The organism is Pseudomonas sp. BN505, assembly GCF_029873175.1.
GTDB classification, from domain to species: Bacteria; Pseudomonadota; Gammaproteobacteria; order Pseudomonadales; family Pseudomonadaceae; genus Aquipseudomonas; species Aquipseudomonas putida.
This window is the reverse complement of the sequence record NZ_SSOI01000030.1, coordinates 299,509-315,262: the sequence shown is the minus strand read 5'-3', so window position 1 is coordinate 315,262 and position 15,754 is coordinate 299,509. Positions and strand designations below refer to the sequence as shown.

11 protein-coding genes and 1 rRNA gene are annotated in these 15,754 nt (G+C 65.7%); 5 read left to right on the top strand and 7 right to left on the bottom strand.

What is annotated here, in order from left to right:
- Positions 1-42 precede the first annotated feature (42 nt).
- Together rrf and E8E78_RS08980 are read left to right on the top strand one after the other, a co-directional pair.
- A 5S ribosomal RNA gene (gene rrf / locus E8E78_RS08985) occupies positions 43-158 on the top strand.
- Between the two features lie 192 nt (positions 159-350).
- Complete coding sequence (locus tag E8E78_RS08980; protein WP_049275165.1) at positions 351-2,159, top strand: ABC transporter ATP-binding protein/permease; 1,809 nt, start codon at positions 351-353, stop codon at positions 2,157-2,159.
- Between the two features lie 10 nt (positions 2,160-2,169).
- Here E8E78_RS08980 and E8E78_RS08975 read toward each other — a convergent pair whose 3' ends face one another.
- The 7 genes from E8E78_RS08975 to E8E78_RS08945 all read right to left on the bottom strand — a co-directional run bounded on the left by E8E78_RS08975 (position 2,170) and on the right by E8E78_RS08945 (position 13,339).
- Positions 2,170-2,712 carry an MFS transporter gene (locus E8E78_RS08975; RefSeq protein ID WP_232893760.1) on the bottom strand — a complete coding sequence of 181 codons (543 nt, stop codon included), beginning with the start codon at positions 2,710-2,712 and terminating at the stop codon, positions 2,170-2,172.
- Positions 2,713-2,832: 120 nt separating this feature from the next.
- Positions 2,833-4,473, bottom strand: coding sequence for a propionate catabolism operon regulatory protein PrpR (gene prpR / locus E8E78_RS08970; RefSeq protein WP_156859985.1), 1,641 nt, complete (start codon positions 4,471-4,473; stop codon positions 2,833-2,835).
- A 30-nt stretch (positions 4,474-4,503) separates the two neighbouring features.
- On the bottom strand, positions 4,504-5,277 hold the full coding sequence (locus tag E8E78_RS08965) for an SDR family NAD(P)-dependent oxidoreductase (protein ID WP_049275167.1): 774 nt from the start codon (positions 5,275-5,277) through the stop codon (positions 4,504-4,506).
- 15 nt (positions 5,278-5,292) lie between these two features.
- Complete coding sequence (locus tag E8E78_RS08960) at positions 5,293-6,477, bottom strand: acetyl-CoA C-acyltransferase (protein ID WP_280314149.1); 1,185 nt, start codon at positions 6,475-6,477, stop codon at positions 5,293-5,295.
- Positions 6,478-6,510: 33 nt separating this feature from the next.
- Positions 6,511-8,613: a 3-hydroxyacyl-CoA dehydrogenase NAD-binding domain-containing protein gene (locus E8E78_RS08955; RefSeq protein WP_280314147.1), complete on the bottom strand. Its 2,103-nt coding sequence runs from the start codon at positions 8,611-8,613 to the stop codon at positions 6,511-6,513.
- A 169-nt stretch (positions 8,614-8,782) separates the two neighbouring features.
- On the bottom strand, positions 8,783-10,570 hold the full coding sequence (locus E8E78_RS08950) for an acyl-CoA dehydrogenase C-terminal domain-containing protein (RefSeq protein ID WP_049275169.1): 1,788 nt from the start codon (positions 10,568-10,570) through the stop codon (positions 8,783-8,785).
- A gap of 111 nt (positions 10,571-10,681) precedes the next feature.
- Complete coding sequence (locus E8E78_RS08945; RefSeq protein WP_084966943.1) at positions 10,682-13,339, bottom strand: LuxR C-terminal-related transcriptional regulator; 2,658 nt, start codon at positions 13,337-13,339, stop codon at positions 10,682-10,684.
- 275 nt (positions 13,340-13,614) lie between these two features.
- Here E8E78_RS08945 and E8E78_RS08940 point away from each other — a divergent pair, with 275 nt between their 5' ends.
- From E8E78_RS08940 to E8E78_RS08930, 3 genes are read left to right on the top strand one after another with little or no spacing between them, the layout of a single operon-like run.
- Entirely contained in the window at positions 13,615-14,664 is a 1,050-nt protein-coding gene (locus E8E78_RS08940; protein ID WP_280314139.1) for a phosphotransferase family protein, read from the top strand.
- Positions 14,661-15,023 carry a DUF6285 domain-containing protein gene (locus tag E8E78_RS08935; RefSeq protein WP_016500607.1) on the top strand — a complete coding sequence of 121 codons (363 nt, stop codon included), beginning with the start codon at positions 14,661-14,663 and terminating at the stop codon, positions 15,021-15,023. The genes E8E78_RS08940 and E8E78_RS08935 overlap by 4 nt, the downstream gene beginning before the upstream one ends.
- Positions 15,016-15,735: a histidine phosphatase family protein gene (locus E8E78_RS08930; RefSeq protein WP_280314137.1), complete on the top strand. Its 720-nt coding sequence runs from the start codon at positions 15,016-15,018 to the stop codon at positions 15,733-15,735. Before E8E78_RS08935 ends, E8E78_RS08930 begins: the two co-directional genes overlap by 8 nt.
- Positions 15,736-15,754 lie beyond the last annotated feature (19 nt).

The following is a 15,754-nucleotide window of genomic DNA, read 5'->3' as shown; positions in this document are numbered from 1 at the left end:
ATTCGCTGGGCTGTCCATCTGGACATTCTGGCTACAGAATTTCTTGACGACCATAGAGCATTGGAACCACCTGATCCCATCCCGAACTCAGTAGTGAAACGATGCATCGCCGATGGTAGTGTGGGGTTTCCCCATGTGAGAGTAGGTCATCGTCAAGATTCATTTCGCAAAACCCCTATCTGCGCATGCAGGTAGGGGTTTTGTCTTTTTGGCCAAAACCAATCCACCGGCCTTTCGTTGTGCCCTGTAGGAGCGGAAACAGGTCAGGATCATGAAATGTACGTCATTAATGCCTGATGAACCGTAGGGCAATGCTACGCTCGCGGAAATACTCAGCACGGATACCCACCATGGACATGAACTGGCACCAGGCCCTGCAAGAGAGCCTGAGATGGCTGGCAATCGCTTCGTTCATCACCCTTGTCTGCTTTACCGCTGCCGCGACACTGGCTGTCCGTTGCACACGCTGGGGCAGCCAGTTCTGGCAGCTTGCCGGGCCTTACTTCAGTTTCAGGCGCAGTTGGCGGCCACTGTTGGTGTTTGCGCTGTTGCTGGTGTTGACGCTGTTCTCGGTGCGCCTGAACGTCCTGTTCTCGTTCTGGTACAACGGCTTCTACAGTGCCTTGCAAGGGCTGGATCAATCCGCCTTCTGGTACATGCTCGGCGTCTTTGCCGTACTGGCAACCATCCACGTGCTGCGCTCGCTGTTTACCTTCTATGTAACCCAGGCATTCAGCATTCGTTGGCGGGTCTGGCTCACCGAGCGCCTGACCCACGACTGGATGCACGGCGATGCCTACTACCGTGGTCAGTTTCTGGCCGAGCCGGTGGACAACCCTGACCAGCGTATCGAGCTGGATGCCAATGCATTTGTCACCAACTCGGTCACCCTGGCCTTGGGCGCTGTCAGTGCACTGGTGTCGCTGGTAGCGTTCACCGGGATCCTCTGGTCGCTGTCGGCACCGCTGGCGGTTGCCGGTGTGGAAGTCCCCCGGGCGATGGTGTTTGCCGTGTACCTGTATGTCATCGTTGCCACCTGGATTGCCTTCCGCCTGGGGCGCCCGTTGATCCGCCTGAACTTCCTCAATGAAAAACTCACCGCCAACTTTCGCTATGCGCTGATGCGCTTGCGCGAGAATGCCGAGAACATTGCCTTCTACCAAGGCGCCTTGGTGGAGCGTGGCACGTTGCTGGGCCGCTTTGCCTCCTTGATCGTCAACGCATGGGCGCTGGTGTTCCGGAACCTGAAATTCAGTGGTTTCAACTTGGGTGTTAGCCAGGTTGCCGTGGTGTTCCCGTTTATACTCCAGGCGCCACGCTTCTTCAGCGGTGCGATCAAGTTGGGTGACGTCATGCAGACCGCCCAGGCCTTTGGCCAGGTGCAGGATTCATTGTCGTTCTTCCGCGAATCTTACGATGCGTTCGCTCAATACCGGGCCACCCTCGACCGTCTGACCGGTTTTCTTGATGCCAACGAGCAGGCGAGCGCCTTGCCGCGTGTCACCACCGAGGCTCAGCAACATGCGCTGGAAATCACTGATCTGCAGGTACTTCGGCCAGACGGGCATGCCCTTGTCGCTGACCTTGACCTGAGCCTGCACGCCGGTCAGGCATTGTTGATCAAGGGCCCGTCGGGCAGTGGTAAAACCACGCTGCTGCGTGCCCTGGCGGGCCTCTGGCCATATGCTGAAGGCAAGGTCAGGCGCCCGCCAGGCCATCAGGCGTTGTTCCTGTCGCAGCGTCCCTACCTGCCGCTGGGCGACTTGCGGGCGGTCATCGCCTACCCAGCAGCCAGCAAGCCCGAGGACGAAGTACGTATGCAACAGGCCTTGCGCCAGGTCAACCTGGCTCATCTGGCGGATCGGCTGGAGGTCAGTTGCGACTGGTCGCATATTCTCTCGGTGGGCGAGCAGCAGCGCCTGGCGTTCGCACGGGTGCTGTTCAACCGGCCTGAGGTCGTCTTCCTCGACGAGTCCACTTCGGCGATGGACGAAGGGCTCGAGCACGCCCTGTATTCGCTGCTGCGCACGGAAATGCCGGGTGCGCTGCTGGTCAGTGTTGGCCATCGCAGCACACTGGCGGGGTTCCATACTCACCGGCTGGAGGTGGATGGGCACGGGGGCTGGTCGTTGCTCAAGCAGGAACCGGCGTTGGCCTAGTCCGGTGTGCTCAACGTAACAGCATCACCCCCACCAGGGTGGTGCTGGCAAGCCCTGCGCCGACCAGGAAGGTTGCCTGGAAACCCGCACCACACAACAACCCTGCCACCACGCTGGCCGCCAGCAGTGCCACCCCGGTCAGCAGGTTGAACAGGCCAAAGGCGGCACCACGCAACTCGAGGGGCGTGACATCAGCCACCAGCGCATCACGCGGCGCCCCACGGATGCCTTTGCCGACCCGGTCGACGAAACGTGCTGCGATCAGCCACTCCAGCCCGCAAGCCATGGGGAATACCGGCTTGGTTAGCGCGCCCAGGCCATAGCCGAGCACGGTCAGCAGCTTGCGCTTGCCCAGCCGGTCGCTGAGCGCACCGGAAAACACTTTGGTGATCGAGGCGGTTGCCTCGGCGATACCTTCGATGACGCCCATCGCCACCACCGAGGTGCCGAGCACGGTGACCATGTAAAGTGGCAGCAGGGCGTGGACCGAGGAAATGTCCATGAACATCGACACGAAGCCCAGCGCCCAGGCACTGCGCGGGATCTTTGGCAAGGATCGGCTGGCATTAACGGTGCCGCTTTCTTAATTGCTGCGCATCTGGGGTCTCGTCGGCGTTGCTACGTTCAAACTGTAGGAGCCCACGTGCAGGATGCAAACCGGAACCACGACCGGTCAGGCCAGGCTGCGCACCCGCCGCCAGACGGTGCTGCGGCTGACCCCCAGGCGCCGTGCGGCCTCGTCCATGTCGCCGTCGCAGCCGTCCAGCACCTGACGCGCATGGGCCGTTTCGGCTGCTTTGCCCAGGCTACGCAGGTTGTCGGTGGCGGCAAGGGGCCGCTTCGCCGCTGCAGCCGCGCCGGCCTCGAAGAACTCCGGGAACAGGGTGGCCAGATCGACCTCGTCATCGTGCCCCTGCGTACTCAGGCAAAAGGCCGCGCGCTCGGCGATGTTCTCCAGTTCACGAATGTTACCCGGCCAAGGGTGACGCAGCATCAGTGGCATAAGCTGATGCACGTGCTCGTCGCTTGAAGACGGCAAGCCATTGGCACGGCAGTGACGCGCAAGCAGGGCATTGAACAGCGGCACGATGTCCGCGATCCTCTCGCGAAGCGGCGGTACGGCCAGGCGCAGGATGTTCAGGCGGTAATACAGGTCTTGGCGAAAGCGCTGGTCGGCGATGCGCGCGGGCAGGTCGCAATGGGTGGCGGCAATCACCCGGATGTCAACCGGGGTCGGCTCGCAGGCACCCAGGCGCAGCACCTCGCGCTCTTGCAACACACGCAGCAGGCGGGTCTGCAGCGCCACCGGCATGTCGCCTATCTCGTCGAGGAACAAAGTACCGGTGTGCGCCAGCTCGATCAGGCCGGGCTTGCCACCTTTGCGCGAACCGGTGAAGGCACCGTCCTCGTAGCCGAACAGTTCACTTTCAAGCAGCGACTCGGGCAGCGCCGCACAGTTGATCGCCACGAACGGCCCCTGTTGGCGCGGGCTGGCATGGTGCATGCTCTGCGCCAGCAACTCCTTGCCGGTACCGCTTTCGCCAGTGATCAGCACCGTGGCGTCGGCCTGTGCGTAACGCTGAGCCAGGCTGAGGATGGCGCGAAATGCCGGTGCGTCACCGAGCAGTTGCTCGAAGCGATGGCGCGCCTTGAACGGGCGCGTATCGGGCTGTTCAAGGCTGCGCCGTGGCAGGCGGCGTGTGGGGGCGCCACCAGCCTTGGCACTCAGGGTCACCAGGCTGTCGAATGTATGGCGCAGGCTTTCGGCATCCAGCGCCAGTACCCCTTGGGCACCTGCTGCGTCGGCCAACTGGCATACCGTTGGCGAGCCGATGATCACCTCGAAGCCATCCGCGACCAAGCGTTCGACCTGATCCCGGGCCTGCTCCAGGCTGGTGTAGGTGTGCTCGCGAATCTGCAGGGTGAACAGCGCCTGCATCGCCGACAGTTCCGGATACGGCTGGCCGAAACTGAGGATACCCACCCGGCTGGCCCGGTCGCGGGCCTGCACCAGGGCACGGATCAGGTCGAACTCGCCCAGGTGCAGGGTCCGCACCGAGGTAATCAGGTGCTGTCGCAAGTAATCGGCGGCAGCACCGGAACACAGAATGACGTCTGCCTGCTGGTGGCTTTCCAGCTCGCGCGCCAGTGGCAGCAGGTCGGCCAGGGTGGTTTCGATGACCTCTATACGGGCTTGTTGCCGGTAGTCGGCGCTTACTTGCTCGATCAATTGCGCCATGCGGCTGGGAGCGGCGGGGCGATGCAGGTGGGTAACCAGCGCAACCACGCGGGGCAGGTAAGCGGTGACGGGCATACAGGCTCCTTGTCTATAGCAACTGGGGCATTACAGAGGGTTTACCAGGTGCCCGCCATCCACGGCCACGATGCTGCCGGTCATGAATGCGCCGGCATCACTGGCCAGCAACAGCAAAGGCCCGTCCAGTTCGTGCAGTTGCCCCAGGCGGCGCATCGGCACGTGGTTTTTGATGTAGCCCTGGCCGTCCTCGCTGTCGAAGTAATCTTCATTCATTTCGGTCCTGAAGTAGCCTGGGGCAATGGCATTGACGCGGATCCGGTAACGGGCCAGCTCCAGTGCCATGGCCTTGGTCAGTTGCACCACGGCGGCCTTGGCCGTGCAGTAGTGGCTCAGGCCGCTGCCGACCCGCAGGCCGAGGATCGAGGCGATGTTGACGATGCTGCCTGGCTGCCCGGCCTTGACCAGGCGCTGGGCTGCGCACTGGGCGACATGAAACACACCGTCGAGGTTGGTCGAGAGCATGCGTTGCCAGTCCTGCTCCCTCATATCGAGAAAGCGCCCGGGGTCGCCGATACCGGCATTGTTGATGATCACGTCGACCACGCCAAAGCGTGCCTCGGCTTGGTCGAAGGCCTGTTCGACGCTGTCGCGGCGGGTCACGTCCAGTGCTATGGCAAGTGCTTCACCGCCGTTGGCCTGCAGTGCTTCGGCCAGCACCTGCAGGCGCTCGACCCGGCGCGCTGCCAGCACTACCCGGGCGCCAGCAGCCTGGGCCAGGCGTGCGAAATGCGCGCCCAGGCCGCTGGAGGCCCCGGTGACCAGCACGGTCTTATCAGCCAGGGAAAATGTGTTTGCAAGCATGTTGTCGGCCCTTGGTCAAAGTACTTCGAACAGGCCGGCGGCACCCATGCCACCGCCCACGCACATGGTCACCACCACGAAGCGCACCCCGCGCCGTTTGCCTTCGAGCAAGGCATGCCCGACCATCCGCGCACCGCTCATGCCATAGGGATGGCCGATGGCGATGGCGCCGCCGTTGACGTTCAGCCGCGCGGGGTCGATACCCAGCTTGTCGCGGCAATACAGCACCTGGCAGGCGAACGCTTCGTTGAGTTCCCACAGGCCGATGTCGCCCACCTTCAGCCCATGCTGCTTGAGCAGGCGCGGCACGGCGTACACAGGGCCAATACCCATCTCTTCCGGGGCCAGGCCGGCCACCGCGATGCCCCGGTACAGGCCGAGCGGCTCAAGGTTGCGCTGCTCGGCCAGGCGCGCGTCCATCAGTACGCAGGCGCTGGCACCGTCGGACAGCTGGCTGGCATTGCCGGCGGTGATGCAGCCGCCTTCTAGCACGGGTTTCAAGCCGGTCAGGTCCTCCAGGCGTGTCTGCGGGCGGTTGCCTTCGTCCTGCGTCAAGGTCACCTCGCGGTAACTGACCTCGCCGGTCTGCTTGTCTTTGATCAGCTGCTGCGCTGTCACGGGCACGATTTCGGTCTCGAACAACCCGCTGCGCTGGGCGGCGGCGGTGCGCAGCTGTGACTGCAGGGCGTAGGCGTCCTGGGCGTCGCGGCTGATGCCATAGCGCTTGGCCACGTGCTCGGCAGTCTGCAGCATCGGCATGTAGGCGTGTGGGACACGTTGGATCACGCTGATGTCCTGCTCGGCCAATGCCCATTCCAGGTTACGCGACTGTACCGCGCTGATGTTTTCCTGGCCGGCGCCGACGGTCACCTGCATGCCATCGACCATGATCTGTTTGGCGGCGGTGGCGATTGCCATCAGCCCGGAGGCGCACTGGCGGTCCAGGGTCTGGCCGCTGACCGACACCGGCAGGCCGGCAGCCAGCGCGCTCATGCGGCCCAGGTTCCAGCCAGCGGTGCCGGAGGGCATCGCGGTACCCATTACCAAGTCTTCGATTTCATCACCGGCGATGCCGGCGCGGGCAACTGCCGCCTGGATGGCCTGTGCGGCCAGGCTCGGCGAGCGAGTGTTGTTCAGCGCGCCGCGAAAGGCCTTGCCGATCGGCGTACGGGCGGTGGAGAGAATGACGGCTTCTTTCATGTCCGGGGGTCCTTGATGACAGGGGAGAACGACTCAGATGCTGGCCGTGCGCAACTTCGCACTGGAAGCCAGGCGCCGCAGCAACGGGGCTGGCTGCAGCCACATTTGGCCATAGGCGCCGAGCGCTTCGCGCTGTTGCTCGATGCCCGCCAGCACGTTGTCCAGGCCCAGCTCGCGGGCATAGTGCAGCGGGCCCCCACGCCAGGCCGGGAAGCCGTAGCCGTTGGTCCACACCAGGTCGATGTCGCCACTTCTCAGGGCAATGCCTTCATCGAGCAACTGCAGGCCCTCGTTGACCAGCATGAACAGGCAGCGGTCGTGGATTTCGGCGTCGCTGATGGTGCGCCGGGTGATGCCCAGCCTGGCCGCCAGTTGCGCCGCAATCTGCTCCACTTCCGGGTCTTCGATGCGTTCGCGGCCTTCGTAGCGGTAGAACCCCCGCCCGCTCTTCTGGCCGTAGCGGCCCAGGCTGTAGAGCTCGTCGGCCAGGCGGAAGTAGCTCGGGTCGTGGGCGATTTCACTGCGCCGTGCCTGACGCACCAGGTAGCCGACATCGATGCCGGCCAGGTCGTACATGGCGAACACGCCCATGGCCAGGCCCAGGCCGGTGAGCACCTTATCCACCTGGGCTGGCGAGGCGCCTTCAAGCACCAGGCGGTGGGCTTCGCGGGCATAGGGTTCGAGCATGCGGTTGCCGATGAAGCCAAAGCACACGCCCGACACCACTGGCAATTTGCCGATGCGCCTGGCGACCTGCAGCGTGGTGGCCAGCACGTCGGGCGCCGTCAGCCGGCCGCGCACCACTTCGAGCAGGCGCATGACGTTCGCCGGGCTGAAGAAATGCAGGCCGACCACGTCCTGCGGTCGGCGGGTACAGGCGGCGATGCGGTCGACGTCCAGGGTCGAGGTGTTGCTGGCGAGAATCGCGCCCGGCTTGCACACCCGGTCCAGGGTGCGGAACACCTGCTGCTTGATCGACAGGTCCTCGAACACCGCCTCGATCACCAGGTCGGCGTCGGCCAGGTCGGCGTAGTCGAGGGTGCCTTGCAGCAGGGTCATACGTTGTTCGAGCTGCCCGGCGCCCAGCTTGCCGCGCTTGATGCTGCCTTCGTAGGTCTTGCGGATGTGCGCCAGGCCCCGGTCCAGTGCTTCGGGCTTGAGCTCCAGCAGGCGCACCGGGATACCGGCGTTGATAAAGTTCATGGCGATGCCGGCGCCCATGGTGCCGGCGCCGATCACCGCCACCCGGTCAATGCTGCGCAGCCCCGTGCTGGCGTCGATGCCGGGTACGCGCAGCGCCTCGCGCTCGGCGAAGAACTGGTGGCGCAGGGCGGTGGCCTGTGGGTCTTGCAGGGCTTCGCGGAACAGTACCTGCTCGCGGGCCAGGCCCTCGGCCAGGGGCATCTCGCAGGCGGCGCGGACCGCGGCGAGCACGCGCAGGGGCGCAGTCTGGCCGGGCTTGCGGGCGATCAGCTGTGCCTCGCGGCTGGCGAAGAAGTCGCTTTCCAGGCCAGCGGCCAAAAGTGTTGCAGGGGCGCTTGGCAGGGCCGGTTGGGCTAGTTGCTCGCGAGCGAAAGTGCAGGCTGCTTCGAGTAAGTCCTGCCGGCTTTCGACCAGGCGATCGATCAGACCCAGGGCAAGGCCCTGGCGGCCATCGATCGGGTCGCCGCTGAGCATCATCTCCAACGCCGGGGCCACGCCGATAAGGCGCGGCAGGCGCTGGGTGCCGCCAGCACCGGGCAGCAGGCCCAGGCGGACTTCGGGCAGCCCCAGGCGTGCGGTGGCGGTAGCCAGACGATGGCTGCAAGCCAGGGCCAGTTCCAGGCCGCCGCCCAGGGCCACCCCGTCGATGGCGGCAATCAGGGGTTTTTCGATGCGGGTCAGGGCATCGAGGAGTTCGGGCAGTGCCGGCGGCTCCCAGGTGCGTGGGCTGCCGAACTCGCTGATGTCGGCACCGGCACTGAACGGCAGTTGCTCACCGTGCAGGATGATGGCCTGCACTTCGGGGTCAGCAGCGGCCCGGCTGCAGGCCTGCATCAGTGCCTCGCGCAAGCCATGGCCAAGGGCGTTGACCGGCGCGTGGCGCAGGCCGATCAGGGCCAGTTGGTTTTCGCGGCGATAGTCGATCAGCTGCATGGGAGGGAACCTTCTTGTTATTGGGTCGGGTGTGAGGGGCAGGTTTACCCGCGAATAATCCAACGCGGTGCATGGCACCGGCTGTGCCGGTGTTCGCGGGTAAACCCGCTCCCACAGGGACGTCGCTAAATTGGAGAGTTATCAACCAGCGATCACCCTCTCGGTGGTATCAGCGGGCGAATGCTGCCTCGCTGATATCCATCAGGTTGTCGCTGCCGGTGCGAATCAGTGTTTCATGCAGGTTGGCGCGTGGCAGCAGGCGCTGCAGGTAGAAGCGCGCGGTCTCGCGCTTGCCTTGGTAGAAGGCAACCTCGTCGCTGCCGGCAGCCAGTGCCCGTTCGGCCACGCAGGCAGCGCGCAGCCAGAGGTAGCCGAGCAGGGTGTAACCGCTGAGCATCAGGTAGTCGTAGGCGCTGGCGCCGATCAGGTTGGCATCGCCTGCGCTGGCGTCACGCAGCCAGGCACTGACTTCGCGCCACGCAATCACTTGCTTGAGCAGAGCCTGGGCCAGGTGGACCGGGGCACTTGTGCTCTGGATGAAGTCTTCGATTTCACCGAGCAGTTCGCCCAGGGCTTCGCCGCCATCGGCCAGCACCTTGCGGGTCAGCAGGTCGAGGCCCTGGATGGTGTTGGTGCCTTCGTAGATCGCGGTGATGCGCACGTCGCGTGCAATCTGCTCCATGCCCCACTCGCGGATGTAGCCGTGGCCACCGAATACCTGGATACCCAGTTGCGCGGCCTCGTTGCCGGTTTCCGTGAGGAAGCCTTTGGCAATCGGCGTGAGCAACGCCAGGCGGCGCGCCGCAGCCTCGCGCACGCCGGCGCTGGCGCCGTGGTGCAGCTGGTCGACGCCCTTGGCGCAGGTGTAGGCAAGCATGCGGCCACCTTCGGCATAGGCTTTTTGCGTCAGCAGCATGCGCCGTACATCGGCATGGCCGATGATCGGGTCGGCTGGCTGGTCACTGCGCAGGCGGGGTGTGGCGCGCATCTGCACGCGATCGCGGGCATAGGCCAAGGCACCCTGGAACGACGCTTCGGCGTGGGCCTGGGCCTGCTGGGACACCGCCAGGCGCGACTCGTTGATGTAGGTGAACATGGCGTTCAGGCCACGGTTGGCCTCGCCCAGCAGGTAGCCTGTGGCGCTGTCGAAGTTGAGCACGCAGGTAGCGTTGCCGTGGATGCCCATCTTGTGTTCGATGGAGCCGCAGCTCACACCGTTGGGCTCGCCAAGCTGGCCTTGGGCGTCGACCTGGATCTTTGGCACGGCGAACAGCGAAATGCCTTTGACCCCTGCGGGTGCGCCTTCGATGCGCGCCAGCACCAGGTGGATGATGTTCTCGGTCATGTCGTGTTCACCGGCGGAGATGAACATCTTGCTGCCGCTGACCTGGTAGCTGCCGTCGGCCTGGGGCCTGGCGCTGGTACGCAGCAGGCCGAGGTCCGACCCGCAGTGGGCCTCGGTCAGGCACATGGTGCCGCCCCAGCGGCCGGCGATCATCGGTGGCAGCAAGCGCTGCTGCAGGGCTTCGTCAGCGTGCTCGCTGAGGGTGCTGATGGCGCCACCAGCGAGGTTACCGTACATGCCCCAGGCGTGGTTGGCGCTGCACACCATCTCGTAATTGACGAACCCCAGCGACGGCGGCAGGCCCTGGCCACCGAAGGCCGGGTTCTTGTCCAGGCCCAGCCAGCCGTTGTCGGCGAAGCGTTTGTAGGCATCGGCAAAGCCGGGCGGGGTGGTGACCTTGCCGTCCTGCCACTGGCAGCCGTGCTGGTCGCCCACGGCGTTGAGCGGGGCCAGCTGCTGTTCGGCGAATTTGGCGCCTTCTTCGACGATGGCGGCGAAGGTAGCCGCGTCCGGGGCTTCACAGCCTGTCAGTTGTTGGTAGTGGCGGCTCAGGCCGAGCAGCTCCTGGGCAACAAAGGTGATATCGCGCAATGGGGCGGTGTAGCTGGGCATGCCGAACTCCTGGCTGGGTGGACTCGGCATGTTGTAACAGGCAGGCCCGGGCGCCGCGTCCACCCCCCGGGTGGAATGGCGGGTGGAATCGCAGCGAGGGCCAGGTGGAGGTCAGCCCAGCAGTTGCAGTTCGCGCGCCGAACACAGGGCGCTGTCGCGGTCGGCCACGTCGAGCTTGCGGAACAGGTTGTTGATGTGGGTCTTGACCGTGCTCAGGCTGATGAACATCGCCTCGGCGATCTGGCCGTTGCTCTGCCCGCGGGCCATGCGCTGCAACACTTCCAGCTCACGGCGCGAGAGCGGCACGATCAAGGCGCTTTCCACGTTTTCCTTGTTTGCCAGCAATGGCCGGAACAGGGCATTCAGGTGCTCGCGCGAGGGCGCTGGAGCCTCCAGGCCCAGGCGTTCGCGCACCTGGGGCAGCAGCAGTTGGCGCAGGGACTCCAGGCAGGCGTCACCTTCGTACTGCAGCAGTTGGCCGAAGCCGTAGGTGCAGGCCAGTTGCAGCGCCTGTTCGAGGCAGAGCAGGGCGTCGTCGCGGGCGCCACGGTCCAGTAGCAGGGCAGCGTCGAGCAGCAGTGCGTCGAGCAGCAGGCGGCGGTTGCCTTGGGCCTGCGCTTGAGCCTGCAAGCTCCGCTGGATCTGCCAGGCCTTGTCGCGCTGGCCGAGGTGGCGTTGCACCCAGGCATAGGCAAGCCACTCTTCCGGTAAGAGTTGCTCGCCATATTGGCGACGGCACCAGTGCCATTGGTCGAGCCAGTCGGGCAGGTAGTCCTGCTCATTGTCGCGCAAGGCCAGGCGCGCGAGCCAGGCGCCGGCCTGGCGGTAGAGGGTGAGCAAACGGTTCTGGCGGGCCAGCCGGCGTACCTCTGCCCAGCGTGCCTTGGCCTGGCCGGTCTCGCCCAGCGCCCAGTGCAGGCATGCCTGGTGGTGGAACACCCACGGCAGGGCAGCGCTGTGGGGGAAGCCCAGTGCCAGCACCTCGGCCTGAGCCAGGGCTTGGCGTGCCTGGGCCAGGCGGTTGGCTTGCAGCAGTGCCAGGCCTTTGCCCAGGTGGCGGAACAGTTGATAGAAGCGCCCCGAACTGCCGGCGGCAGGCAGCTCGGCCATGCCTTGCAGGCGCGCCCATGCAGCATCGTTGGCGCCCTGGGCCAGTTCGATCTGCGCCAGCAACAATTGCAGCAGGTTGGTGTAGCCGCTCAGGCCAAAGCCCTGCAGCTCGCGCAGAGCGCGGCTGCCTTCGGTGTGGGCCTGCTCCAGTTGGCCGAGCGCAGCCAGGCAGTTGGCGCGGTCGAAATACAGCACCGAGCGCGCTGCGTTGTGCTGGGGAAACCGCTGCAGTGCCCGCGCCGCGAGGGCCAGGGCGTGCCCCAGGTTGCCCCCCAGGTAGGCCAGGCGGCTGCGCAAAAACATCACCGTCTGCTGCACCCGCTCGGGGTGGCGCGGCACTGCCTGGCGGCGCTGCAAGGCGTGTAGCTGGTGCAGGCACTGGCAGGCCTGGGCGATATCGTTGGTGACCATCACCGTGGAGGCCTCGGTCACCGCCAAGGTGAAGCTGTCGTTGCCGGTATGGCCGGCGACCTCGTCGAGCACATCGACCAGGGTGTTGACCTTGCCCTCGCGCAGCAGCTCGAAACCGTGCCGGTCGACGATGTTGAGCACGGCATCCAGGTCGCGTGCCCGGCCAAACTGGTAGATCGCTTCGGTGTAGCGGCGCTGGGCCAGCAGCCAGCTGGCAGCCTGGCGATGCAGTTGGCGCAGGCGTTGGGGGTCGCGTTGTTCCAGGCGTTGGTAGAGGCTGTTGCGCAAGGCAGGGTGGTAGCGGTACTCGGCGTGGCTGCCCTGGGGGACTTCGATGATCAGGTCAAGGCGCTGCAGCTGGCGCAGCGCGGCGGGCACATCGGCATTGGCGGCCAGTTCGCTGGCAAGGCCTGCATCGAACACCTGGGCCACGGCAGTGTGTTCGAGAAATGCGCGCAACGGCATGGGCAGGCGCTGCAGCCGTTCTTCTTCGAGAAACTGCCGGGCATGGGCATAGGCCTGGCGGGTGATCGGGCGCAGGTCAGCGGGGGCCTGGCCGGTGCTGTGCAGTGCCTCGCGGTAGGCCTCGAACCAGAACAGCACACCGCTGGGCCAGCCTTCGCTGCCGGCGCGCAGCTGGTACAGCGCATCGCTGCCCAGGTTGACGTCCCGGGCCTGTGCCAACTGGCGCGTCTCTTCGCTGTCCAGGGCCAGGTCACGGGCGCCCAGCACAATCAGCCGACCATCGCGGCGCAAGTGGGCCAGCGGCAGCGGGGGCGGCCCTTCGCTGGCGGCGACCAGGCGCAGCGCAGGCGGCGGGTAATGCAGCAGCGTGTCCAGGTACTGCCAGGCGGGCGCGGCGTTGAGCAGGTGCAGGTCGTCGAGCAGCAGCGTCAGCGGCGCCTGGCGGGCCTCCAGGTCGGCCAGGATCAGGCTCCACAGGTGCTCGGCCTGCGGTGTATCGCGTTGTTGCGCAGGCAGTTGCAGCGCCGCGTGCAGGTGCAGCAGCAGGGCCAGTGGCTGGTTCTCGGCGCGGGTCAGGCGCAGCCATGCCCAGGGCCCGGCCAGGCTGCGGGTGAACTGGCCAAGCAGTGTGCTCTTGCCATAGCCCAGCGGTGCTTGCAGGAGCACGACGCTACTTTCGTCCAGGGCGTTGGCCAGCTGCTCGAGCAGCCGCGCTCGCACCACCCCCTTGGTCGGCTCGGCGGGCGGGCGCAGCTGGTTCGGTTTGAGCGCGGGAAGATGCATGGCTAGCAGGTTCCATCGGTTTGGCCAGACATCCTAGCCGAGCGCACGCCCGGCGCGGGGAAATTCTGCTGGGGGAGGGCAGTGGCTTGCTGTGCAGAATTGAACGGCGGTTTCAGCTGTGCGATGGCGCTGTTCAAGTTTGAATTGAATGGCGTTGAGTGCGCTGGGAAACGGTATTCAACCTATTGATTTTTAAGAGAATATTTAATTCGCAGGAAGCTGGCAACCATCTTGCTTAGAGCCACGGCACTCGTGAACAGTGAGTTCGACCGACCATGCCAAGCAGCCATTTCGCGCAGCAATCCAGTGCTCGCATCGACGTATCAGACGCCCATGAGGTGCTGTCTGCCTATCTACAGGAGCGCCTGCACGGCCAGCCGGTGCGCATCACCCACAGCGGGCGCTTGTCAGGCGGCGCCATCCAGGAGAACTGGTTGGTCAAGGCCGAGGTTGCCGGTGTGCCGCAGCGTTGGGTACTGCGCACCGATGCGGCTTCCGCCGTGGCCGCCAGCATGAGCCGCGAGCAGGAGTTCGCCGTGCTCAGCGCCGCTCACCACGTGGGTGTGAAGGTGCCCCAGCCACTGTGGCTGTGCCAGACGCCACAGGTGATCGGGCGCGATTTCTTCATCATGCAGGCCCTGGCCGGCCACGCTGGCGGCCACCGCTTGACCAGCAGCCAACGCGCCCCCGAGGGCAACCCGGGGCTGTGCCGGGCGCTTGGGGCCAACCTCGCACGCTTGCACCAACTGCGCCCACCGCAAGCGGCGCTGGCGTTCCTGCCTGCACCGGTGGCCGACGCCGTGCAGGCCAGCGTCGACCAGTACCGCCTGTTCCTCGATGCTTTGCCGGGCAGCCACCCGATCATCGAATGGGGCCTGCGCTGGTGCGAGCTGAACAAGCCTGCGCCCCTTGCCACCTGCCTGATCCACCGCGACTACCGCACAGGCAACTACATGGTCGAGGGAGGGCAGCTCTGCGGTGTGCTGGACTGGGAATTCGCCGGCTGGGGCGACCCCCGCGAAGACCTGGGCTGGTTCACCGCACGCTGCTGGCGGTTTACCCGGCCGGACCTGGCGGCGGGCGGCATCGGCCGCCTGGACGACCTGCTCGCCGGCTACCGCAGCGTCTCGCCACTCGACCTGGACAAAGAAACGCTGCGTTTCTGGCAGGTCATGGCCCACCTGCGCTGGGCGGTAATCGCCCTGCAGCAGGCCGAACGCCATGCCTCAGGCCAGCAACGCTCGCTGGAACTGGCGTTGACCGGGCGCATGGTCAGCGAGCTCGAACAGGAACTGCTGTTGCTCACCCAAGGAGGCCGCGCATGAACCAGCCCGATGCCCAGGATTTGCTGCTGACGGCGCGTGACGCCGTGCTCAGACAGTTGTTGCCCGCATTGCCGGCGCACTTGCACTACGAGGCGCGGATGGTGGCCAGCGCCTTGCTGATCGCCAGCCGCGAGGCCGCCCAGGGTGCGGCCTGTGCCGACATCGAACGCCAGGCCATGGCCGGTCTGCTGCAAGGCCAGGCCTCGCTCGAGCAAGCCCGCAGCGAACTCGCCCAGCATATTCGCCAGGGTGCCTACGACCAGGCCGGCGAGCCCCGCGCCCGCCTGATGGCGGCACTGCGCACCATCAACCGTGCACAACTGAGCATCACTAACCCCAAGGTATTGGCCCATGACTGAACAGCCTGCCCAGCCCGTGCGCCGACGCCGCTGCTACCTGGTGCGCCATGGCCATGTCGACTACTTCGACGCCAGCGGCCGCCCCCTCGACCCACGCAGCGTGGCGTTGTCGGCCAAGGGCGTAGCCCAGGCCCAGGCGCTGGGCCAGGTGCTGGCGCACACGCCATTCGACCGCGCCGTGTGCTCAGACTACCCGCGCACCCGGCAAACCCTCGACCAGCTCCTGGGCGGCCGCGTCCAGCCTGTGGAAGAGCGCGCCGGGTTTCGTGAAATCCGTGCCGGCCGCTTGCGGGAAATCCCCCGTGAATACCTGCACCGTGAAGTGGCCCAGGCCTACCAGCTCGCCGATCGCCCCGACGCAGCCTTCTTGCGCGGCGAGGCTTGGGCCGCGTTCCAGCAACGCGTGCAGGGCAGCTTCCAGCAGTTGCTGGAAGCACCTGGCTGGAACACGCTGCTGCTGGTCAGCCACGATGCGGTCAACCGCATTCTTCTGGCCTGGGCCTGCGGCGCCGGCCTTGGTGCCTTGGCTGCCTTCGAGCAAGACCCGGCCTGCCTGAACATCGTCGACATCGACATGGCTGGCCCGCAGGTGCTGCGTGCCTACATCCGCACCCTCAACTACTCAGCCTACGACCCTGCCAAGGCAACGATCGACCGGACCGTCATGGAGCACGTGCACGCCTCCATCGACCCGCGTCGCCTGCTCGCCTGACCCCTGATGACCCTGTTAA

What these genes read in the sequence shown, in the direction of transcription:
- E8E78_RS08980 (WP_049275165.1), top strand. Translation starts at nt 351, where the DNA reads ATGGACATGAACTGGCACCAGGCCCTGCAAGAGAGCCTGAGATGGCTG.
- prpR (WP_156859985.1), bottom strand. Translation starts at nt 4,473, where the DNA reads ATGCCCGTCACCGCTTACCTGCCCCGCGTGGTTGCGCTGGTTACCCAC.
- E8E78_RS08965 (WP_049275167.1), bottom strand. Translation starts at nt 5,277, where the DNA reads ATGCTTGCAAACACATTTTCCCTGGCTGATAAGACCGTGCTGGTCACC.
- E8E78_RS08960 (WP_280314149.1), bottom strand. Translation starts at nt 6,477, where the DNA reads ATGAAAGAAGCCGTCATTCTCTCCACCGCCCGTACGCCGATCGGCAAG.
- E8E78_RS08955 (WP_280314147.1), bottom strand. Translation starts at nt 8,613, where the DNA reads ATGCAGCTGATCGACTATCGCCGCGAAAACCAACTGGCCCTGATCGGC.
- E8E78_RS08950 (WP_049275169.1), bottom strand. Translation starts at nt 10,570, where the DNA reads ATGCCCAGCTACACCGCCCCATTGCGCGATATCACCTTTGTTGCCCAG.
- E8E78_RS08945 (WP_084966943.1), bottom strand. Translation starts at nt 13,339, where the DNA reads ATGCATCTTCCCGCGCTCAAACCGAACCAGCTGCGCCCGCCCGCCGAG.
- E8E78_RS08940 (WP_280314139.1), top strand. Translation starts at nt 13,615, where the DNA reads ATGCCAAGCAGCCATTTCGCGCAGCAATCCAGTGCTCGCATCGACGTA.
- E8E78_RS08935 (WP_016500607.1), top strand. Translation starts at nt 14,661, where the DNA reads ATGAACCAGCCCGATGCCCAGGATTTGCTGCTGACGGCGCGTGACGCC.
- E8E78_RS08930 (WP_280314137.1), top strand. Translation starts at nt 15,016, where the DNA reads ATGACTGAACAGCCTGCCCAGCCCGTGCGCCGACGCCGCTGCTACCTG.